General features: G+C 67.0%; 19 protein-coding genes. 10 read left to right on the top strand and 9 right to left on the bottom strand.

Annotation, left to right across the window (positions count from 1 at the left end; genetic code table 11):
- The first annotated feature begins 21 nt into the window (after positions 1-21).
- The 4 genes from HW274_RS07515 to HW274_RS07500 are packed head-to-tail and all read left to right on the top strand — an operon-like array spanning position 22 to position 2,962.
- Positions 22-360 (top strand): S-adenosylmethionine decarboxylase family protein, encoded by a 339-nt coding sequence (locus HW274_RS07515; protein ID WP_178385028.1) that lies wholly within the window; start codon positions 22-24, stop codon positions 358-360.
- Positions 357-1,127 (top strand): hypothetical protein, encoded by a 771-nt coding sequence (locus HW274_RS07510; protein ID WP_075254700.1) that lies wholly within the window; start codon positions 357-359, stop codon positions 1,125-1,127. Before HW274_RS07515 ends, HW274_RS07510 begins: the two co-directional genes overlap by 4 nt.
- A 52-nt stretch (positions 1,128-1,179) precedes the next feature.
- Positions 1,180-1,425: a DUF350 domain-containing protein gene (locus HW274_RS07505; protein ID WP_075254699.1), complete on the top strand. Its 246-nt coding sequence runs from the start codon at positions 1,180-1,182 to the stop codon at positions 1,423-1,425.
- A 10-nt stretch (positions 1,426-1,435) separates the two neighbouring features.
- Positions 1,436-2,962: a polyamine aminopropyltransferase gene (locus HW274_RS07500; protein ID WP_075254698.1), complete on the top strand. Its 1,527-nt coding sequence runs from the start codon at positions 1,436-1,438 to the stop codon at positions 2,960-2,962.
- Between the two features lie 27 nt (positions 2,963-2,989).
- Here the strand turns inward: HW274_RS07500 and HW274_RS07495 are convergent, their stop codons facing one another.
- From HW274_RS07495 to HW274_RS07485, 3 genes are all read right to left on the bottom strand, one after another.
- Entirely contained in the window at positions 2,990-3,376 is a 387-nt protein-coding gene (locus HW274_RS07495; RefSeq protein WP_075254697.1) for a hypothetical protein, read from the bottom strand.
- A gap of 52 nt (positions 3,377-3,428) precedes the next feature.
- Positions 3,429-3,941, bottom strand: a complete 513-nt coding sequence (locus tag HW274_RS07490) for a flavodoxin family protein (RefSeq protein ID WP_075254696.1) — start codon at positions 3,939-3,941, stop codon at positions 3,429-3,431.
- A 191-nt stretch (positions 3,942-4,132) separates the two neighbouring features.
- The gene (locus HW274_RS07485; protein WP_075254695.1) at positions 4,133-5,041 is read right to left on the bottom strand and encodes a neutral zinc metallopeptidase; all 909 of its coding nucleotides are present in this window, start codon (positions 5,039-5,041) and stop codon (positions 4,133-4,135) included.
- Between the two features lie 150 nt (positions 5,042-5,191).
- Here HW274_RS07485 and HW274_RS07480 point away from each other — a divergent pair, with 150 nt between their 5' ends.
- A complete protein-coding gene (locus tag HW274_RS07480) occupies positions 5,192-6,247 on the top strand; it encodes a quinone-dependent dihydroorotate dehydrogenase (RefSeq protein WP_075254694.1) in 1,056 nt (351 codons plus the stop codon).
- Between the two features lie 43 nt (positions 6,248-6,290).
- Here HW274_RS07480 and HW274_RS07475 read toward each other — a convergent pair whose 3' ends face one another.
- On the bottom strand, positions 6,291-6,899 hold the full coding sequence (locus HW274_RS07475) for a DUF3043 domain-containing protein (RefSeq protein WP_075254693.1): 609 nt from the start codon (positions 6,897-6,899) through the stop codon (positions 6,291-6,293).
- 41 nt (positions 6,900-6,940) lie between these two features.
- Between HW274_RS07475 and HW274_RS07470 the strand changes: the two genes are divergently transcribed.
- Both HW274_RS07470 and HW274_RS07465 read left to right on the top strand, forming a co-directional pair.
- Complete coding sequence (locus HW274_RS07470) at positions 6,941-8,329, top strand: dipeptidase (RefSeq protein ID WP_075254692.1); 1,389 nt, start codon at positions 6,941-6,943, stop codon at positions 8,327-8,329.
- A 40-nt stretch (positions 8,330-8,369) separates the two neighbouring features.
- Positions 8,370-9,620: a glycerate kinase gene (locus HW274_RS07465; protein WP_075254691.1), complete on the top strand. Its 1,251-nt coding sequence runs from the start codon at positions 8,370-8,372 to the stop codon at positions 9,618-9,620.
- Positions 9,621-9,662: 42 nt separating this feature from the next.
- Here the strand turns inward: HW274_RS07465 and HW274_RS07460 are convergent, their stop codons facing one another.
- The 4 genes from HW274_RS07460 to HW274_RS07445 all read right to left on the bottom strand — a co-directional run bounded on the left by HW274_RS07460 (position 9,663) and on the right by HW274_RS07445 (position 14,781).
- Entirely contained in the window at positions 9,663-10,676 is a 1,014-nt protein-coding gene (locus tag HW274_RS07460) for a LacI family DNA-binding transcriptional regulator (RefSeq protein ID WP_075254690.1), read from the bottom strand.
- A 196-nt stretch (positions 10,677-10,872) separates the two neighbouring features.
- Positions 10,873-11,802: a sugar ABC transporter permease gene (locus tag HW274_RS07455; protein WP_075254689.1), complete on the bottom strand. Its 930-nt coding sequence runs from the start codon at positions 11,800-11,802 to the stop codon at positions 10,873-10,875.
- A gap of 27 nt (positions 11,803-11,829) precedes the next feature.
- Positions 11,830-13,404, bottom strand: a complete 1,575-nt coding sequence (locus HW274_RS07450) for an ABC transporter permease subunit (protein WP_075254688.1) — start codon at positions 13,402-13,404, stop codon at positions 11,830-11,832.
- Positions 13,405-13,494: 90 nt separating this feature from the next.
- Positions 13,495-14,781, bottom strand: a complete 1,287-nt coding sequence (locus tag HW274_RS07445; RefSeq protein ID WP_081376271.1) for an extracellular solute-binding protein — start codon at positions 14,779-14,781, stop codon at positions 13,495-13,497.
- Between the two features lie 243 nt (positions 14,782-15,024).
- Between HW274_RS07445 and HW274_RS07440 the strand changes: the two genes are divergently transcribed.
- A complete protein-coding gene (locus HW274_RS07440; RefSeq protein WP_185988511.1) occupies positions 15,025-16,014 on the top strand; it encodes an IS481 family transposase in 990 nt (329 codons plus the stop codon).
- Here the strand turns inward: HW274_RS07440 and HW274_RS07435 are convergent.
- Positions 16,011-17,237 (bottom strand): glycosidase, encoded by a 1,227-nt coding sequence (locus HW274_RS07435; protein ID WP_185988510.1) that lies wholly within the window; start codon positions 17,235-17,237, stop codon positions 16,011-16,013. The genes HW274_RS07440 and HW274_RS07435 overlap by 4 nt on opposite strands.
- Before the next feature lie 189 nt (positions 17,238-17,426).
- Here HW274_RS07435 and HW274_RS07430 point away from each other — a divergent pair, with 189 nt between their 5' ends.
- Both HW274_RS07430 and dnaG read left to right on the top strand, forming a co-directional pair.
- Positions 17,427-18,746 carry a deoxyguanosinetriphosphate triphosphohydrolase gene (locus HW274_RS07430; protein WP_075254686.1) on the top strand — a complete coding sequence of 440 codons (1,320 nt, stop codon included), beginning with the start codon at positions 17,427-17,429 and terminating at the stop codon, positions 18,744-18,746.
- A 69-nt stretch (positions 18,747-18,815) separates the two neighbouring features.
- Positions 18,816-20,834 carry a DNA primase gene (dnaG, locus tag HW274_RS07425; RefSeq protein WP_075254685.1) on the top strand — a complete coding sequence of 673 codons (2,019 nt, stop codon included), beginning with the start codon at positions 18,816-18,818 and terminating at the stop codon, positions 20,832-20,834.
- The last annotated feature ends 10 nt before the right edge of the window (positions 20,835-20,844 follow it).

The following is a 20,844-nucleotide window of genomic DNA, read 5'->3' as shown; positions in this document are numbered from 1 at the left end:
TACCGTGCTCGCGTGAGTGCGGTGAGCCTGTGTTCTGTCAGCTACAAGATCAGTGGCGCCGAGCCGTATGCGCTCAACGACCTGTCCACCGTGGAGTCGATTCTCCTCGGTGCCGCCCAGACGGCGGGACTGACTGCCGTATCCAGCGCTCACCACCGCTTCGAGCCCCAGGGACTGAGCGCCGTCATCATTCTGTCCGAGTCGCATATCGCCGCCCACACCTGGCCCGAGTCCGGCACCGGCTACGTGACGCTCACCAGCTGCCGCACACTGACCCCCGCCCAGATCGAGGCGGTGGGGGAGCTGGTGCGCAGGCGCCTGCGGGCCCAGCAGGTGACCAGCTCAGGGATCACACTGTGAGTGTCAGAGGCGATCTGAGAGTCGGTGAGACGCTTCGCGGTTCCTTGAGGAAGAAGCGCCGCTCCTACACCGTCATGGGACGAGTTGTTCTCAAACAACGGGTTCAGGGAAGCCGGGGGTTCGTCAAGCGGGAGCAGTGGCGCCTGATCGACGACGACGGACAAGAGCTCTGGCTGGAGATCCGTCGAGACACCAACAAGGTGGTTCTTCACGAGCCGGTTCCTGTTCAACCGTCGATTGACCCGCTCTCCCTCGAGGTCGGTTGGACCCGGAAGCTGAGAGTCCGTGGCCAACCGTGCACCGTCGAGGTCACGAATGTGCGCCGTGCTGAGATCGACCACGAGACCGGGGCCATCGATCATTCCCAGGGGGCTCTCACCGCGACGACTTGTGCCGGGCTCCGCGTGGTCGATGCACAGGGCTCGATCTCCACCATGGTGGTCGATGCACATCGCCTCCACACCCGAGAGATCTACAGCGAAACAGGTCTGTCCTCCTCGAAGCAGTACAGGGTCTTCGGTAGGCCCGTGACCCGACCGTGGTGGATACCCAGTTTCATGCGAAGGTTCTGGCGGTGGTTCCCCGCGGCGATCTCCGGGGCGAGTAGAAGCGAATGGGCCCCCGTGTTCTGGATCGTCCTGATGTTCGTGGTGCTGGTGCTTGCCGAGCTGATCGATGAAGATGAGGGTTTCTTTCCCTCAGGAGGCGGCGTCTCCTTCCGGAATCGCTCGGTCTACGGCGGCGGGGGCGGCGGCGTCGGAAAATGACCTGGAGCCCACTGACTCAACCCCCTCGACGGTCACACACGAAGGAGAAGACATGTCGCTCATGACCATCGCATACCACTCATCGGTCGACCTCAACTGGCAGTCACTGCTGAGCACCATCGTCTACGCGGTGCTCGGAGTGGTCCTGCTCATGGTGTTCGCGCTGCTGGTCAACCGCATCTTCCGCCTCGACCTCAGACGCGAGCTCATCGAGGACCAGAACATCGGCCTGGGGGTCGCCTTCGCCGGTACGGCTCTGGCCATCGCCATCATCATCGCCGCCACTATTCTGAGCTGAGCCGCACACCATGACCCACGGTCGAATCGGGCGGCGGGAGAACGTCGCCCTGTTCACTGCGGCGCTGCTCGCCGCGATCGGCGGGCTCATCTACGAGCTCATCCTGGGCACCGCCGCCTCCTACCTCCTGGGCGACTCCGTGCTCAGCTTCAGTCTGGCCACCGGAATCACTCTGTTCGGCATGGGCATCGGCTCACTGCTGGTCAACCACTTCCGTGCAGCGCCTGCGGTCGTCTTCGGTGTCAGCGAGGTGCTCCTGGGCCTCATCGGCGGCAACTCCGTCCTCCTGCTGTACCTGGCCTTCGGGCGCACCCGCCTGCACTGGGTCGTCTTCGGCGGCATCAGCCTGACCATCGGCATCCTCATCGGCCTGGAGATTCCGCTGCTGGTGCGGACCTTCGCCGCCTTCGGGCGCCGCTCGACCAGCGAGCTGCTCGGCAAGGTCATGGCCATCGACTACTTCGGCTCCCTGGTGGCCTCCCTGGTCTTCCCCCTGGTGCTCCTCCCACAGCTCGGCCTCATACGCGGGGCCTACCTGGTAGGCGCCCTCAACGTCCTGGTGGCACTGCTCGTCCTGCTCCAGGTGCGCACACCGCGCAAGATTCTGTGGGCGGCCACCGCCGCCGTCGTGGCACTGGTCGGCATGTTCGCAGCCGCCAACCGCATCGAGCGCAGTGTGGAGGCGCTGACCTACAACGACCCGATCGTCTACTACCAGCAGACCGCCTACCAGAAAGTCGTCCTCACTCAGTACCAGGATGACCTGCGCCTGTACCTCAACGGCCAGCTCCAGTTCTCCAGCCTGGACGAGGCCAGGTACCACGAGACTCTGTCCGGCAGTGCCATGACCTCGGTGAAGAAACCCGCCCACGTGCTTGTGCTCGGAGGCGGCGACGGCCTGCTGGCCCGGGAGATCCTGCGCTACCCCAGCGTCACGGACGTCACCATCGTGGACATCGACCCTGATGTCACCGAGCTGGCTCGGAATAACCGCCTGCTCAAGGACCTCAACCACGCCTCCCTGTCCGACCCCAGGGTGAAGGTCGTCAACGACGACGCCTTCACCTACGTTCAGGACTCCAAAGCGACCTACGACGTCGCTCTCATCGACCTGGTCGACCCCTCCAACGAGAAGCTCGCCAAGCTCTACTCCACCGAGTTCTATCGGAACATCGAGGCGCGGCTGGCACCCGAGGGCGTCATGGTCACCCAAGCGACCTCCACCTTCTTCTCACCCCACGCCTTCTCCACGGTGGCCAGCACCGTCGCCGCCGCTCAGCCGGATCGACAGATCCTGCCCTTCTCCACCAATATCCCCTCCTTCGGGGAGTGGGGCTTCGTGCTATCCACCAGGACGCCGCAGAACCTCATCAGCCAGCCGCTGCCCAAAGGCCTGACCTACCAGGACCGCAAGACCCTGGAGTTCATCATGCGAACCAAACCAGCCCGCACCGAGTCCATGGAGCCCTCAACCCTTCTGCATCCGAGGATCGTTGAGGTCTACAACCAAGACATGCGGCAGTGGCGCTACTACTGACCAGGATGAAGCTTCGTCGTTTCCTGGTCACCGCGTCGAGCCGGCTGTCTTATCGCATCTCAGAGTCCTGACGGTCAGCCAGGCCGCGATCCCGGCAATCACCACACAGCTCATTAGGGATACGATGACCGCCATGCCGATGATGAACAGGTAGAGCATCGACGTCAGCGTTGCCAGCCAGATGAGTGCGACACGAGCGGTGCGAGGAACTGCTGGTGCCAGACATGCCCCGACGGCGATGGTCACCAACCCGCTGACGGCGAAACTCATGAAGCCGGGGTCAGTGACGTTGACTGACTCGAGCGTTCCTCCCCAGATGATGAGGAGGAGACCGCAGGCGGCAAGGCATGCTCCGGCGATGTCTCGTCCGCTCAGTTGCAGTCGAGGTGACTTGTCGTGGTTCGTTGCTGTCATGGTGTTGCTGTCCTTCCGATGATGAGACGTACAGCTGTCGCCACTGCGCCTGTCACTGTCCGGTGTTCGCTGAAGCCGCGAGCTCACGTCCCCAGCTGCGGGCGTCGGTCTCCTCGCCGGCGGCCAGCGGGCCTTTGTTCGCCGTGACCACGAAGCTCCCCACCGACGTCGTCTCCCGACCTTGGTGGCGCCGCAGCGCCTTGGCGATCGCCTTGGCCGCTGAACCGCTGAGCCAGTTCTTGGAGATGACCGTGTCGAAGGCCGCGACGCTGAGGGAGGCTGGAATCTCCGCGTTTCCCAGCCACTGACTGATCCCCTGGGAGGCGCCGTCCGCCCCCGCCTGCGCGTGTGCCTTGGCCCGTGTGGCCGTCGTCGGCAGGCCCCGGTTGTGGGTGGGGGCTCCCAGGATGAGCAGATCGAGGTCTGCGGACAGGGAGTTTGGAGCCTCATCGATGTCAACGACCTGAGCATCGACTCCGCCATCGATCAGTCCGGCGGCAATGGAATCAGCGATGGCTCGGGTGTTGCCGAAGCAGGACTCGACAATGATGAGCGCCCTGGTCATGGTGTCCTCCTGAGGGTTGGTGCCGGTGATGTCACTAGTGGCGCGGGGTCACGAGCCCACTGTCGGGTGTGACGCCACGTCGCACGCAAACGGAGCCCGCCGCTCTCAAGGCGGCGGGTCCCGTCAGACCGAGAGGATCGGTGGGGAGGAAGGACGAGCCGGGGCGACGAACGGCGTCGCCCCGGCGTGTCTCAGAGCTGGGAGGCGTCGACGGCGAAGGTGTTGCAGGCCTGCACTGAGCCGGAGTTCATCCCGGTGGTGAACCAGCGCACGCGCTGCTCGGAGGATCCGTGGGTCCACGTGTCGGAGTCGACGTGCCCCTTGGCCCGCTCCTGGATGTGGTCATCGCCCACGGCCTCGGCCGCGCCCAGCGCGCCCTTGATCTCCTCACTGCTGGGACGATTGAGGAAGGGCTTGCCGGTGTCCGGGTCGGGGGTGGAGGATGCGTGGTTGACCCAGATCCCCGCGTAGCAGTCCGCCTGGAGCTCCAGTCGCACCGAGTCGGAGGTCGCTCCGCTGCCCGAGCGGTCGGCCTTGGCCATCTGCCCGGTCAGGTGCTGGATGTGGTGGCCGAACTCATGGGCCACGATGTACTCCTCTGCCAGGGGCGTGTCAGTAGCCCCCAGGGAGCGCTCCATCTCGGAGAAGAAGCTCATGTCCAGGTAGACGGTCTGGTCCCCTGAGCAGTAGAAGGGACCTACTGCCGAGGAGGCGTTGCCGCAGGCCGAGGAGATCTGGGAGCCGTCCCACAGGACGAACTCGGGCTTGGCGTACTTGAGCCCCGCCTGGGCCGGCAGCTGCTCGGTCCACACCGCGTCGAGGGACTCGGCGGTAGCCACCATGCGGCACTGGGTGTACTTGTTGGCACTGTCCCCGCTGGTGCACACGGAGGTGTCGATCGATGAGGCCGTCGACGTCGTCGTCCCGCTCTGCTGCTGTGCCCCCAGCATGGAGGTCAGGTCCACTCCCGTGAGCTGGGAGATGAGAACGACGGCGATGACGGTCAGGATGGAGCCGCCACCGATCACGGCGCCCCGACCTCCGCCGGAACGGGTCTGGACCCGGTTGGGGTCGAGCTGGATATCGCGGTTGAAGGACACTGGCCACCTCTGAGAAGACGCCTGCAATGAGGCTCGGACGAAGCCCACGCTACCGTGACACCACCACTGGCGCGAAGCGGGGACACCGAGGAGAATGACGGCGGGATCCTGCACGGTCCCTGGAAGGCCTGGTCGGGGTAGCCTGATGCCGTGCTCTACGACCTGCTGTACAAGACCGTGCTCACCCGTATCGACCCCGAGCTGATCCACGACGTGTGCCTGGACGCGATCGAGATCACCGGCAAGGTTCCCCTCGTCAGGGACGTGGTGCGCCAGATGTGGGGGCGCAGGCCGGTCTTCCCCGTGCCCTCAGCCAACCAGGGCGGCCCCTTCGCCCGACCCGTTCCCGGCATCCTGGGACTCGCCGCGGGCATGGACAAGGAGGGGCAGGCCGTTGAGGGCCTGGACATGCTCGGCTTCGGCTTCATCGAGGTCGGCACCTTCACCGCCCACCCCCAGGGCGGCAACGACAAGCCCCGCATGTGGCGCTACCCGCAGATGCGCGCCGTGCGCAACCGCATGGGCTTCAACAACTCCGGGGCGGATGAGGCCGCCAAGCGCCTGCGGGCACTGCGCCGCACTCCCCGAGGACGCTCCATCGTCGTCGGCGCGAACATCGGCAAGACCAAGGTGACCCCGCTTGAGGAGGCGGTGGAGGACTACCGCTACTCGGCCGCGGCAGTGGCCCGCTGGGTCGACTACCTCGTCGTCAACGTATCCAGCCCCAACACCCCCGGACTGCGCAGCCTGCAGAGCGTTGAGACCCTGCGCCCGATCCTCGAGGCGGTGCGCGAGGCCGCCGACCGCGCCGCCAGGCGGCACGTTCCGCTCCTGGTCAAGATCGCCCCGGACCTGGCTGACGAGGACATCGACGCTGTTGCACAGATGGTCCTGGACATGGGCCTCGACGGGGTGGTGGCCACCAACACGACCATCGACCACGATCTGGGGGAGGGCGGCCTGTCCGGCGCCCCACTTCTGCCCCGCGCCCTGGAGGTCGTGCGCCGCCTGCGCCGCGGGTTGGGGCAGGAGCCCACGATTATCGGCGTCGGCGGCATCTCCTCCGTCATGGACGCCGAGCTCATGCTCGACGCGGGTGCGGACCTGCTTCAGGCCTACACGGCCTTCATCTACAACGGTCCCGCCTGGCCGGGGCGCATCAACCGGGCCCTGGCCACCGGCTCCGCCGCCCGGGCGACTACCTGAGCCCCGGGGCGACCGGCGCCGCCCCACTGAGTACCGGAACGGATCAGGAGGGGTACTGGCCCCGACTGACCAGGGCGGCGGGACGGCGCCAGCGCCGCAGCATGAAGCAGCGCGACATGATGTAGAAGAGGATCGTCCCCTCGTCCTTGACCTTCTCCTGACCGAACTTCGCGATGAGGCGGCGGCGCAGGCGCGCCCAGCACCACACGGCGTCGGCGATCGCCAACAGCAGGTAGCCGTTCATCGCCAGCACTGTGTAGAAGCTGACGAGCGGGTAGTGGGGCAGGATGTGGCTGAACCCGAAGGAGATGATGAGCAGGACGAAGATGAGGGGCATGAAGTACTCGCCCAGGTTGAAGCGCGCGTCAACGAAGTCGCGGATGTAACGCTTGATCGGCCCCTTCTCCTGGGACGGGAGGTACTTCTCCTCACCGGTGACCATGGCCTCGTTCTGGCGCTTCCAGGCGGCGTCACGGGCCGCTCGTGCCTCGCGCTTGGCGGCCGCACGGTCCTTGGGAACCACGGGGTGCAGGTTCTTGGCCTGCTGGTCCTTGCGCCGGGGCGTGGGGCGTCCCTTGCCTCCGGGCTTGGGGGAGGGCTCGGCCACGGGCTCCGGCTCAGGGGTCTGGCTGCGCTTCTTGAACAGGCTCACGGTGCCAAGACTAGCGGCAGCGGCGCGATACCCTGAAAACCATGATCACCGTTGATGCCGTGCGCACCGCCGTGCACACCTCCATGCCCACCATCGTCTCCGACCTGACGAACCTGGTCGCGATTCCCTCGGTCTCCGCCTCCAGCCACGACCAGTCCCAGGTCCAGTGCTCCGCCGAGGCCGTGGCCGCTCTCCTGCGCGACAGCGGCCTGGATGCCGAGATCCTCTCGGTGCCCGCCCCCGACGGCACCCTCGGCCGGCCCGCCGTCCTGGCCCACAAGGCCGGCCCCCAGGGCAGCCCGCACGTCCTGCTTTACTCCCACCACGACGTTCAGCCCGTCGGCGACCCGACCGGCTGGGACCAGGCCGACCCCTTCACCGCCGAGCGGCGCGGGGAGCGGCTGTTCGGACGCGGAACCGCTGACGACAAGGCCGGCGTCATCACCCACGCCCACGCCCTGCGCATCCTGGCCTCACTGGCCGACGGCGAGCTGCCCTGCTCCGTGACGGTCTTCATCGAGGGCGAGGAGGAGGTCGGCAGCCCCTCCTTCGAGAACTTCCTGACCACCCACCGCGACCGCCTGGCCTCCGACGTCATCGTCGTGGCCGACTCCTCCAACTGGAAGGTAGGCACCCCATCCCTGACCACCTCGCTGCGCGGCGTTGTCCAGGTCGACGTCCGTCTCGACATGCTCGACCACGCGCTTCACTCCGGCATGTACGGCGGCCCCGTGCTGGATGCCGCCACCGCCATGTGCCGACTGATCGCCTCCTGCCACGACGACGCCGGTGACGTCGCCGTGGCCGGACTGGTCAGCCAGCCCCAGGCCGATGCCGACTTCCCCGACTACCCGGAGGCCGACTTCCGCGCCGACGCCGGCATCCTCGACGGCGTCGAGCTCTCCGGCACCGGTGACCTCACCGCCCGGCTGTGGACCAAGCCCTCCCTGACGCTCATCGGCATGGACGTCACGCCCCTGGAGCTGGCCGGCAACGTCCTGACCCCCTCGTGCACGGCCCGGCTCTCGCTGCGCATCGCTCCCGGGCAGGACCCGGCCGCGGCCCAGGAGGCCCTGGTCGCCCACCTGGAGAAGCACGTGCCCTTCGGGGGCCGTCTGACCGTCACCGGCCGTGAAGCCGGGCCGGCCTTCGACGGCTCCGAGGTCACCCCCGCCTCCGAGGCCGCCCACTGGGCCCTGTCCACCGCATGGGACACCGAGGCCGTCAACATCGGGCAGGGCGGATCCATCCCCTTCATCGCCACCCTCAAGGAGACCTTCCCGGGGGCCCAGGTGCTCGTCACCGGGATCGAGGACCCCGACACCCGGGCCCACAGCGAGAACGAGTCCATGCACCTGGGCGAGCTCGAGCGCATCGTGGTCGCCGAGGCCCTCCTCCTGGCCCGTCTGAGCGGCGCCATCGACTCATGACGGCCACTGCTCAACGCGCCCGCTACCGGAGAACGAGCACGTGAGGGTTCTCCTTGCCCCTGGTGGCTTGTGGCCCGAGCCCGCTGGAGTGCCTCTGGCGGGCTCGGACAGCGGTCTCGCCCCGGGCCGGGTCGCCTCCTGTCTGGCGCGTGGCTGGCGGGCGGCGCGCCCCCATGACTTCCTGACCCTGCTGCCCATGGCGGACGGCGGACCGGGCTCGGCGCAGGTGATCGTCCCCGATCAGGTCGCCTCCCGGGAGGTCATTCAGGGGCGGGGCCCGCTCGGACAGGTCAGAGAGGTCGACCTGGTGCGTCTGGTTCCCAGGCCCTCACGATCCGGGAGCCGGCACTCCGCAGAGGCGAGCACCTGGTTCCTGGACGCCGCCCGTCTCCTGGCGCTTCCTTCTGATCCCGATGAGGCGGCCCAGGAGGCGCTGGAGGGCAGCACCTCCGGTTTGGGAGGAGTCATCGGTGCGGCCCTGAGCCGTACTGGCCCCTTGGACACGCTTGTGGTGGGGTTGTCGCGCTCCGCCGTCCACGACGGGGGCCTGGGAGCCATGGACGCGCTCGGCGGCCTGCGAGCAGCCAAGGACCTGCTGTCGCATCGCAGCCTGGGACTGGCCCTGGCCGACGACATCTCCCTGGGAGGCATGAGCGGCGCCGGGGCGGCTCTGGCGAGTATCACCTCCATCAGCCCGGAGCGGGCCCAGGAGCTGGACCGCCGCGCCTGCGCCAAGGCGATGGAATGTGTCAGGGTGGCCGAGGACCTCGATCCCGGTGGCCTCGGTGCACGCAGAAGTCTGCCCGTCGTCTCTGCACTCGACGACGCCGGGCCGTCCGCCTCCGCGCACACGGCGGATGCGGATGGAGCGGCTCGCCTGAGCGTGTCGACCTGGGGGACCGGGGCGGGCGGGGGCAGCGCCCTGTTGCTGCGGGCCCTGGGAGCGTGGGCGCGGCCCGGGGCACGAGTCATGGCTGAGCTCGTCAGTCTGAGCGATGCCGCCTACGGCCAGGACCTGGTGGTCTCGGCCTGGGGAGAGCTCTACGACGTCCTGGCTGATAGCGTCGTGGGCGTCGTCGGCCAGCAGGCCGCCTCACAGGCACAGCCGTGCATCCTGGTGTGCGGGCGCTGCGCCGTCAGTCGCGGAGAGCTGGCCGCAGCCGGTGTCACTAACGCCTACGGCCTGCAGGAGGCTCACGCCGCCGAGCCCTGGGAAGCGACTGACTCCCACGGACTGGAGCGACGACTGACGGACCTCGGCTCCCGGTTGGCCCGCACGTGGTCGCGCTGACCGGAGCACTGGCGTCAGCGTGCCGCTGCGGGCCAGTTGGGCTCAGTCGATGGGGGCCGCGGCGGTCGAGTCGCGCACGATGAGGTCAGGGGCGAAGAGCATCTCGGTGTCGGCCGGCCGCTGCCCGTTGAGCTGCGCCAGAAGCGTTGAGACGGCCGCCCGGCAGATGGACTCCACGGGCTGACGCACCGTGGTCAGCGGCGGGTCCGTCATGGGGATGAGCGGCGAGTCGTCATAGCCGATGACGGAGACGTCATGAGGCACGGACCTGCCCGTCTGGCGCACCCCGTGGACCACACCCAGGGCCATGACGTCTGAGGAGCACACGATGCCGGTGCATCCCTGCTCCAGCAGGTGCAGTGCTGCGCTGACCCCGCCCTCGTAGGTGTAGAGCGTCTCCACGATCCGCAGCGGCTCCTCGGGCAGGCCCTCGCTCATGGCGTCCTCGTAGCCGGAGCGCTTGCGCTGAGCCGGCACCATGCGCATCGGCCCCATGGCCAGGCCGATGCGCTGGTGACCCAGGGCGATGAGGTGATCCACCGCGATACGGGTCGCCCGGCGGTCATCGGTGGCGAAGCCCGGTGCCTTGATGGTTGGCGCGTTGCCGTTGATCGTCACCAGTGGTACGCCGCGCTCACGCAGGCGCTGGTAGCGGGTGACGTCACCGGTGGTGTCCGCGTGGCGTCCGGAGACGAAGATGATGCCGGCGACACCGCGGTCCACGAGCATCTCGATGTATTCGTCCTCGCTGATACCACCGGGGGTCTGGGTGCACAGCAGGGGAGTGTGCCCGGAGGGTGCCAGGAGCTGCTCGATCTGCTGGGCGAACAGCGGAAAGATCGGGTTGCTCAGCTCGGGCACGATCAGCCCCATGAGACCGCGGGAGGTCTGGTGCACCGACTCGGGCCGCTCGTAGCCCAGGATGTCGAGCGCAGCGAGTACCTGCCGACGGGTCGAGTCCGCCACATTGGACTTTCCATTGAGCACACGGGAGACAGTCGCGGTGGAGACGCCCGCCTGGTCGGCGATGTCAGTGAGAGTGAGTCTCTGTGGCATGAGTGAATCCTACGAAGAACGGTCAGGATGGAGGGGCCGACTCGCCTGAACCGACAGCGGAACGTCGCGTCCCTCGGCTGACCATCATCGCAGGTCATGTGCCGTTTGTGGGAATCCGGGACGGTGAGGTGGCGCCGTCGGTCCCTGATTCCCGGCTGATGGGACGGGAAGGATGCGTCAAGGCGCCCGGCCCCGATCAGCCCTTGACCGCACCCGAGATCGATCCGCCGACGATATAGCGCTGCAGGTACTGGAACAGAGCGATCACCGGGGCCATGGTGAGGACCGCCCCGGCGGCGAAGATGCCCAGGTTGTTGGAGCGGTCGCCGACGAGCATGCCGTAGAGCCCCACTGCGAGCGTCTTCTGGGAGTTGTCCGTCAGAATGATCGAGCCCAGAAGGAACTCGCTGATGACACCCACGAAGGCCAGCAGGAAGGTGGTGGCGATGATCGGCTTGAGCGTGGGCAGAAGGATGATGCGGAAGACCTGCCAGTGCGTGCAGCCGTCGATGATGGCGGCTTCATCGAGCTCGCGGGGAATCGTGTCGAAGGTTCCTTTGATGAGCCACACCTGCCCCAGTGCCCCGCCCATGAGCGCCAGGCTGTAGCCGGCCAGGGTGTTGAGGCCGAGGAAGGGGACGACCTGGCCGATGTCGGAGATCATCGTGTAGATGGCGATCATGGACAGGATCGCGGGGAACATCATAATCAGGAGCAGGGCGAGCAGGCCGCCGCGGCGCCCGGTGAAGCGGAACCGGGAGAAGGCGTAGGCCCCCAGCAGGGACAGGAAGACCTGAGCAGTGGCCACCACTGTGCAGATGATGATCGTGTTGAGGTACCAGCGCAGGAATGGGCCTCGCGCCCCCGACAGCAGGTTCTGGTAGTTGACCAGACTCACCTTGGTGGGGATCAACCCGGTGGATGCCACCGTGCCCAGGGGGTTGAGAGAGGCAGAGATGACGTAGAGGACGGGGAAGGCGGCGAAGACCAGGGCGATGACGCCGACGACGTGTCTCCAGCCGATCTCCCGGAACCAGCGTGAGAACGGCATGTGATTCTCGATGACGACGCTGTCCTCGGAACTGTTCGATACGGACCGGGACACGGACTGCGATGAGGTGCTCATGATGATGTTCTTTCCGAGGTCGGCTGGTCAGTTGACGTCTTCGAGCTTCTTGGTGGCTCGGAACTGCAAGGCGGCCAGGACGCCGGTGACGGCGAACAGGACCACGGAGACGGCCGAGGCGAATCCGAAGTCCGAGCCGGCACGGCCGAAGGCGATGCGGTAGACCATGGAGATGAGGATGTCGGTTCCGCCACGCGTGTACTCCCCAGCCGGGAACGGCCCACCCTCGGTCAGCAGCTGGATGGCATTGAAGTTGTTGAAGTTGAAGGCGAAGGTGCTCACCAGCAGAGGGGCGACGGCGACCAGGAGCAACGGGGTGACGATGCGCCATGTGGCCTGCATACCACTGGCGCCGTCCATCTTGGCCGCCTCCTTGACATCGCCGGAGATGGACTGCAGAGCGCCGGTGCACACGATGAACATGTAGGGGAAGCCCATCCACGTGTTGGTCAGCAGGACGGCGATCTTGGCCATGGTCGGGTCGGACAGCCACGGGATACTGACGTGCATCATCCGATTGATGAGGCCGAAGTCCTGGTTGTAGAAGTTCGACCACACGAGCAGCGAGATGAAGCCGGGTACGGCATAGGGCAGCAGGAGGAAGGAGCGGTAGAGCTTCTTACCCTTGATGCGATCATCATTGAGGGTCAGCGCCAGGAAGAAACCGAGGCCGAAGGTGAGCAGCACCGAGCCCAGGGCGAAGATGATGGTCCATGCGAAGGCCTTGAGGAACTGGGAGGCCAGGTTGCCCTCAGTGAAGAGCCGTGAGTAGTTGGCCAGTCCCACGTTCTGCTTCCATGACTGGGCCAGGCTCTCTCCCTCGGCGTTGACGAAGTGTTCGGACAGCCCCACCTTCTTGACCGAGTAGACGTCCCCGGTGGCGGTGTTGGTGATGGTGTCGGAGGACTTGTTGTAGACCATCCGCTTGGTTCCCTCGAAAGCGGTCCGGATGCCCTGAACCTTGACCGTGGTCTTGTCCGTGAAGGGAACCGACATGGCGCTGATGTCCTCGTAGGCGGTGTTGATCTGCCTGGGGGACAGGATCGTGTATCCCTCCGCTTTGGTGACCACGCCGTTGTCGACGGTGACGGTACTGGCGTCGACCTTCTCCAGCTTCTTCCCGTCACTTCCCCGCAGCACCTCCTTGGTCTGCGGATTGACGAGGAACAGTGAGAAGGGGCCCTTGGTGACGTCGCCGTCGGTCGCGACAGACAGACCATAGGTGGGAGAGTCCTCCGTGCGGACCATGGAGTTGTTGGTAATGGAGGTGATGGCCTCCTCCTTGGTCCCGCGGTACCCGTCCCCGAAGTTGGTGAAGGAGGTTTGAATGGTCAGCGCGATGGGGACGATGAGGAAGACGGTGAGGAAGAACGTGCCGGGGAAGAGGTACTTGGCGGGCACGAATCTCTTGGTCGAGTACAACAGGAACATGGCCCCCGTGGTCAGGACGACGATTCCCAGCCACAACCACATCCGATAGGCGATAAGAATTGGGACGAGGTAGATCGCTGCGACCAGCGTGAGGGACAGCACCATGATGCGACCGACGAGACCTCTGATGGTCGTGGTCTTCTCCCTCGGGGTGGTGGATGCGGACGTCATTATCTGCGGGTCCTTTCCAGAAGTGGGAAAGCAGTATGAGGAATAACCGGGTGCGTGGAGAAGCGTTTCGCTCTTCGGCGTTGAGACGGTTTACGAGCCCTTGATCGACGCCTTGATGGTCTGGCCGACCCCGGTCATGGTGCTGGCGGGATCAGCACCCCCGACGATGTTGGCCTGAGCGCGTCCAAGGGGTTCCCACACTGAGGACATGGCGGGAATCGCGGGCATGGGGTCCGCCTTGGCGGAGAGCTCCGCGAAGGTGACCATGTCGGGGTGCTCCGCCTTGAGCTTGTCCGCGAGGTCCTTCTGGGCCGGAGGCAGCTCGTTGCTGGGGAACATCGAAGACGCGAATGTCATATCCTTGGCCGCGTCGGCCACGAAGGTCTCGGCGAAGGCCTTGTTCTTCCCGTTGGAGGCGACATAGAAGCAGTTGACTCCGACGAAGGGCTTCGCCTGACTGTTCTTGATGTCTTTGAATCCCGGAATCCGAGTGAGCTGGTAGTCGATACCGGCTTTCTTGATGTCCGCCAGGGCCCATGGCCCCGAGATGAGGTAGGGAGCCTTGCCATCGGTGAACAAGGAAATGTGGTTGGCGTTCGTGACTGACTTCCTGAGGACTCCCTGCTGGCCGAGCTGGCGGATCTTCTCCGCGGCCTTGATGGATCCCTCTTTGCCGATGCCGAGGTCATTGGGATCGTAGGAGCCGTCCGGGTTCTTGCCGAACATGTAGCCGCCGGCGGCGGTGTAGATCGGCTCCATGTTGTAGGCGTCGCCCTTCTCGTCGATGGCCTGTGACAGGACGAGATCGGTTCCGGCCGCCTTGCCGGCCTCGATCATCTCCTCGATGCTGGCCGGCTGGGTCACTGAGGTCAGTGCCTTGTTGACGAACAGGCCCAGGCACTCGACGGCGTAGGGCGTTGCGTAGATCTGGCCGTCGTAGGTGACGGCCTTGAGCGCGATGTCGGAGTAGTTGGACTCGGCCTCGGGGCTCAGAACGACCGGCCGGATCGCGCTGTTCTGCACCAGGTTGCCGATCCAGTCGTGTGCGCCGAGGACGATGTCAGGGCCGTTGCCGGCCTGGTTGGCGGTGATGAAGTTGGGCTGCAAGTCGTTGGCGACGGTCTGGACCGCCACCGAGATGCCCTGCTGCTTGCCCCAGGTGTTGGCGAGCTCCTTGAGGGAGTCCGCCTTCTTCTGATCCGCCCAGATGACCAGATCGGCATCGGAGTCGCCTGCCGAGGCGTCAGACGCCTGTGAGGCAGCGCCGCCCGAGGCCGCCGTACCCGCAGTATTGCGCGAGCCGGAGCAGGCGGCCAACGTTGGCACGGTGGAGGCCAGAGCGGCCATCGTCAGGAAGGATCGGCGGGTGGGTGCCACAGGGATTCTCCTTCGAATCAGATCCGCAGCGAGGAGTTCCTCGCCTGGCACCATAATTTAATCGGCTTATGCAAAGATTGCAAGAGACTAATGAAACTTGCATCCGTGTGCCCTAGGTGTACTGATCGGGAGGGTTGGTTGAGGGGGTGTGATCTGAGTCTTTGAGGTGAGGAGAGCGCCTTGGGCTGGTTGAGTGGAGGTGTTGCAGTTCCCCATCAGCCAGACACGAAAGGTGCTCTCCTCATGTCCCACGCTAACGCAGCCCTGACCCCGCGTGCTCGTTTGAGGGTCGCCCGTCTGGTGGTTGAGGAGGGCTGGCCCGTCAGCGAGGTTGCTGCCCGGTTCCAGTGCTCATGGCCCACCGTCAAGCGCTGGGCCGACAGGTACAGGGCCGGCCAGCCCATGACCGACCGCTCCAGCCGCCCACGCTCGTGCCCTCACCGCACACCCAAGGCAGTGGTCAAACGGATCGTCTCGCTGCGCATGCGCCTGCGTGAGGGCCCCGTCCAGCTCGCTGCCCGCACCGGGGTCGCGGCCTCGACCGTCCACCGCATCCTGCGAGCCGCCCACCTCAACCGCCTGTCGTACACCGACCGGGCCACCGGTCAGGTCGTGCGCCGCTACGAGCACCCCTACCCCGGATCTCTTGTCCACGTCGACGTCAAGAAGATCGGCAACATCCCCGACGGTGGTGGATGGCGCTACGTCGGTGCGCGCCAGGGCGCGCGCAACCGCGCCTCCACCCCCGGCAAGGCCCGTAGCCAGGCCAGCCGCAGACCGGTGATGGGCTACGCCTGCGTGCACTCGGTGATTGATGACTACTCCCGCGTGGTCTACAGCGAGATCCACGACGATGAGAAGGCCGATACCGCCGTCGGAGTGCTCCAGCGCGCGGTGTCATGGTTCAGCGCCCGAGGAGTCAAGGTGGAGCGAGTCCTGTCCGACAACGGTTCTGCCTACCGTTCCCACGCCTGGCAAGCCGCCTGTCAGCAGCTGGGCATCAAGGCCAAGCACACCCGCCCCTACCGCCCCCAGACCAACGGCAAGATCGAGCGCTTCCACCGCACCCTGGCCGACGGCTGGGCCTACGCCCGCCACTACACCTCCGAGACCCAACGCCGCCAGGCCCTACCCGCATGGCTGCACCTCTACAATCACCACCGACCCCACACCGCCACCCAAGGCCACCCACCCATCACCCGCCTAACCAACCTCCCCGATCAGTACACCTAGGCAACGGTTGTGGCCTCCAGCCACGTCGTCGTCGCCGGGGGCACGAGTAGACGCCCCTCCTCCTGGCGCAGGGGCTGGGAGGATAGGAGGACCTTGGCCTCAGCCGGCAGGGTGACGGGGGAGTCGGAGGTGTTGACGACGACCAGGACGCCACGCACCAGGAAGGAGAGGGTCTGGGGCGGGCACCACTCCAGCCCGGTGACGAAGGCCAGGGGAGCGCAGGCCAGGTTGTACTCGTGCCGAACGTGGGCCGCGTGGCGCACGGTCGCAGTCGGAGAGCCGAACTGAGAGGACTGCACCTGCGTGTGCTCAGCCACCATGACGGCCAGCTCCAGGGGAGCGGTCGGCTTGTCGGAGTCGGACAGGGCGATCTCATCGCCCTGACGTAGGTAGAGCGAGCCGGGCAGGGCCAGCATCATGGCCTGCAGGGCGAGCCCTCGACGCAGCCGTTCCTCGTGGTTGACGGAGTACCAGCGCTGCCCGTCGCCCGGATCCAGGTGCTCGGAGAGAATGTGGGGAGGCAGGAATCGCCAGGTGGGGGGTGCCCCGAAGCGGTCATGCTCGTCCAGCGACCGGGTCAGGTGGGACGTGAGCGACTCGGCGTTCCACCGTGTCAGCGTCAGACAATCATCGCGCAAGTGGTGCACCCAGTCGTCCTGGAGGTGGTGACGCAGTGACTCCGGGTAGTCGGCGGTCACGTCGGCACCGATGATGCCCTCGTCGACGTACTCGGCCAGCTGGCCGTGCAGCATGGCGCAGTAGGTGCTGAGTCGATCCAGCCGGATTCCACTGGTGAGCTGGGGAGGCACGATCGTGCCCAGGTCGATGCCGGCCGCACCGGCCTGCAGGTAGGCCTCCGAACGGCGCAGCAGGTCGTCAGCGGCGCCTTCGAGACCGGTGACGAAGCCGGTGGTCTGCTTGGCGTAGGGGCCCGTGATCGGACCCAGTGCCCCGGAGATGCGCACGATGGTGCGCAACCCCTGCTCGCCGGCATCGTCGATGAAACGGCGGATCGAGTCCATCTCGGTGTCGATGTCGAGCAGGCTCGGACGGATAAGTACCGCGTCCATGCCCAGGTAGCGGGCGTGCTTGACGATGGGGGTGGTGCGGTCCAGCTCGGCCGCTCCCAGGGCAGGTGAGGGGATCTCGTAGACCAATGCGTGGCGCCACCACTCTTCCGGACCGTCGTAGGGCCGGTGAACGAGGGTTGTGGTGGTGGTCACGGCAGGTGTCTCCCTTCCACCGGGCGCGTGCCCGGGGACTTGACGTCCAAGAAGTGATTCATCGATGTGAGGAGGGTGCGTGGTGACCACAAGCTGGAGGGGTCGGGTACCGGTGCTCCCCTGGGATGGTGTCGGAGGTGTCGGAACGGTGACGACCATGGTAACCCGCTTCTGCGCTACCTTGTGACTATGTCAGCGCAGAAATCTGGATCCGAACCTGTGCGTATCGACGGACGAGACGCCCTTGACCTGTCCGGGTACCGGGTGCATGACGTGGAGCGCTTCGTTCACGAGCAGGCGAAGAACCCTCAGCGCACCCCTTTTGAACGCGACCGGGCCCGGGTCCTGCACTCCTCGGCGCTACGGCGTCTTGGGGCCAAGACCCAGGTGCTGGGGCCCGCCGCTGACGACTTCGTGCGCACCCGGCTCACCCACTCCCTGGAAGTGGCGCAGGTGGGGCGCGCCCTGGGACAGGCGCTGGGATGCGACCCCGACGTCGTCGACACCGCCTGCCTGTCCCATGACCTGGGCCATCCTCCCTACGGGCACAACGGTGAGAAGGCGCTCGACGTCGTGGCCCGCCAGATCGGGGGCTTCGAGGGTAATGCCCAGACCTTCCGGATCCTCACTCGGCTGGAGCCCAAGACCCTTGACGCAGCCGGGCGGCCGGTCGGCGTCAATCTGACGCGGGCCAGTCTCGACGCCGTCGCGAAGTACCCGTGGCTCAAGGGGAGGGGGCCGGGTGGACCGAGCGGGCGCAGTGCGCGCAAGTACTCCGCCTACGACGACGACTCCGAGATCTTCGCCTGGATGCGTCAGGGGGCCCCGGAAGGCAGGCGCTGCATCGAGGCGCAGATCATGGACCTGTCCGACGACGTCGGCTACTCCGTCCACGACGTCGAGGACGCGATCGCCCTGGGTCGCCTGGACCCGGCCTGCCTGACCGACCCCAAGGAGGTCGATGAGCTGCTCGAGGCCACGCGGGCCTGGTACGGCACCGACCTGAGCGCCGACGCCCTCGGAGCGGCTTTCGAGAGGCTGGCCGGCCGGCCCTACTGGATCCGCTCCTACAACGGCTCGGTGGCCGACGCAGCGCACCTGAAGAACCTCACCAGCGAGATCATCGGACGCTTCGTCTCCGCGGTCGCCTCCGCCACCCGCCAGACCTACGGCGATGGGCCACTGACTCGCTACGAGGCCGAGCTCGTCATCCCCGAGGAGACGGCCGCGGAGATCCTCCTGCTCAAGGGCATTGCCGTGCGCTACGTCATGGAGCCGCGGGAGCACGAGCCGGTCTACCTGCGCCAGCGCACCCTCATCTTCGACCTCGCCGACGTCCTCATGACCGGCGGCGGGAAGGGCATCGACCCGGTCCTGCTCGATGTCTGGCACCGGGCCGAGAACGACGATGCGCGCCTGCGGGTGGTGGTCGACCAGATCGCCTCCCTGACGGACACCTCCGCGCGGGCCTGGCACGCCCGGCTGTGCGGCATGTTCTCCGAGGTCTAGCCGTACTGGTCGGGGAACCCCCTTCAAGTCCTGGCGCAGGATGTCGGTAGCCTCGCCTACGATGACCCTGTGGCGGGACTGATTAGGCGTGAGGACATCGAGGCGGTGCGCGAGCGCGCCAGGCTTGAGGACGTCGTCGGTGAGCACGTGACCCTCAAGAGCGCCGGCGTCGGCTCGCTCAAGGGGCTGTGCCCCTTCCACGACGAACGCACCCCCTCCTTCCACGTCCGCCCCCAGCTCGGTTACTGGCACTGCTTCGGCTGCGGTGAGGGCGGTGACGTCATCACCTTCATCGAGAAGATCCACCACCTCGGATTCGCCGAGGCCGTCGAGTACCTCGCTGACCGCACCGGGGTCCAGCTGCGCTACGAGGAGGGCGGCGCGGTGCGGCGCGGGGTCGAGCCGGGCACTCGGCAGCGCCTCATGGACGCCAACCGCCTGGCCGAGGCCTGGTTCCGCGAGCAGCTCGCCACCCCGGAGGCACAGCCGGGGCGGGACTTCCTCACGTCCCGGGGCTTCGACCGCCATGCCGCCGCACACTTCGGCGTTGGCTACGCGCCCGCCGGATGGGACAACCTCGCCCGCTACCTGCGCGGGGCCGGCTACACCGAGGCCGAGCTGGTCGACTCCGGCCTGTGCAGTCGGGGCGGGCAGGACGGGCGCCGCGTCTACGACCGCTTCCGCGGCCGCCTCATCTGGCCCATCCGGGACGTTACCGGAGCCACCGTCGGCTTCGGGGCGCGCAAGCTCTCGGAGGAGGACCAGGGCCCCAAGTACCTCAACACCCCCGAGACCCCCGTCTTCCACAAGAGCCAGGTCCTCTATGGGCTGGACCTGGCCAAGCGGGAGGTCGCCCGCTCCCACCGGATCGTCGTCGTCGAGGGCTACACCGACGTCATGGCCGCTCACCTGTCTGGGGTGACGACGGCCGTGGCCACGTGCGGGACCGCCTTCGGTGCGGACCACGTGCGGGTCGTGCGCCGCCTGCTGGGGGATGTGGACGACCCTGCGGCGGGAGTGGTCACCGGTCAGGGGCGCGAAGCCCGTGGCGGCGAGGTCATCTTCACCTTCGATGGTGACGCGGCCGGCCAGAAGGCCGCGCTGCGCGCCTACGCCGAGGACCAGCGCTTCGCCACCCAGACCTTCGTCGCCGTCGACCCCGGCGGCCTGGACCCCTGCGACCTGCGCATGAAGGAGGGGGATTCGGGCATCCCGCGCCTGCTGTCCAGGCGGGTGCCGCTGTTCGAGTTCGTCATCCGCACCTCCCTGTCCCACCTGGACCTGGACACCTCCGAAGGCCGGGTCCGGGGGCTGCGCTCGGCGGCGCCGGTGGTGGCCGGCATCCGGGACCGGGCGCTCAAGCGCGAGTACACCCGGCGGCTGGCCGGATGGCTGGGCCTGCCCGATGCCGAGGTCCACGCCGCAGTACAGGCCGCAGGCAGGCGAGGGGCCCAGCCCAGCGCGGCGAGGGGCGGCCAGTGGCCCGCCGACGAGACCGCCGGTCCCGATGCCGCCGCCCCGGTGCGGGGGCTGCCTCCGGTGAATGATCCCGTCGAGCAGCTCGAGCGTGAGGCCCTGGCCGTCATCATCCAGTTCCCGATGGCGGCCCACCAGGCCGGTGCAGACGAGCTGGGGGCCGACTCCTTCGGCCAGCTCACCCACCGGGCCGTCTATGAGGCTGTCGCCGCCGCCGGAGGCACTGGGGAGGTGCCGGGGCTGGTCCAGCAGGCGGTGGCCGCCGGCATGGGGGAGCAGGAGGCGCAGCGTCGGGCCACACTGCGTTGGCTCCAGCAAGTGCGTGACGGCGCCATCGGCCTGGTCGAGGCGGCCATCACCGAGCTCGCCGTGGCACCCCTGCCCCTGCCCACGATCCGGGGGCGGGGCACCGAGGTGGACGCCTCCGGTCTGGAGCGCTACGCCAAGGGCGTGCTCGACTCCCTGGCCGTCATGGGCATCAACCGCCGGCTGGTCGAGATGCGCTCACGCCACCGGCGGATGTCGCCGCAGGAGGAGGGCTACCGCGAGCTGTTCTCACAGATCGCCGCCCTCGAGCAGCGCCGCATGCAGATCAGGCAGGGGACCTCCTGAGACCGGGCGG

Origin of the sequence: Actinomyces sp. oral taxon 169 (genome assembly GCF_013394715.1) — a bacterium.
Lineage (GTDB): Bacteria > Actinomycetota > Actinomycetes > Actinomycetales > Actinomycetaceae > Actinomyces.
This window is presented reverse-complemented; position numbering and strand designations above follow the sequence as displayed.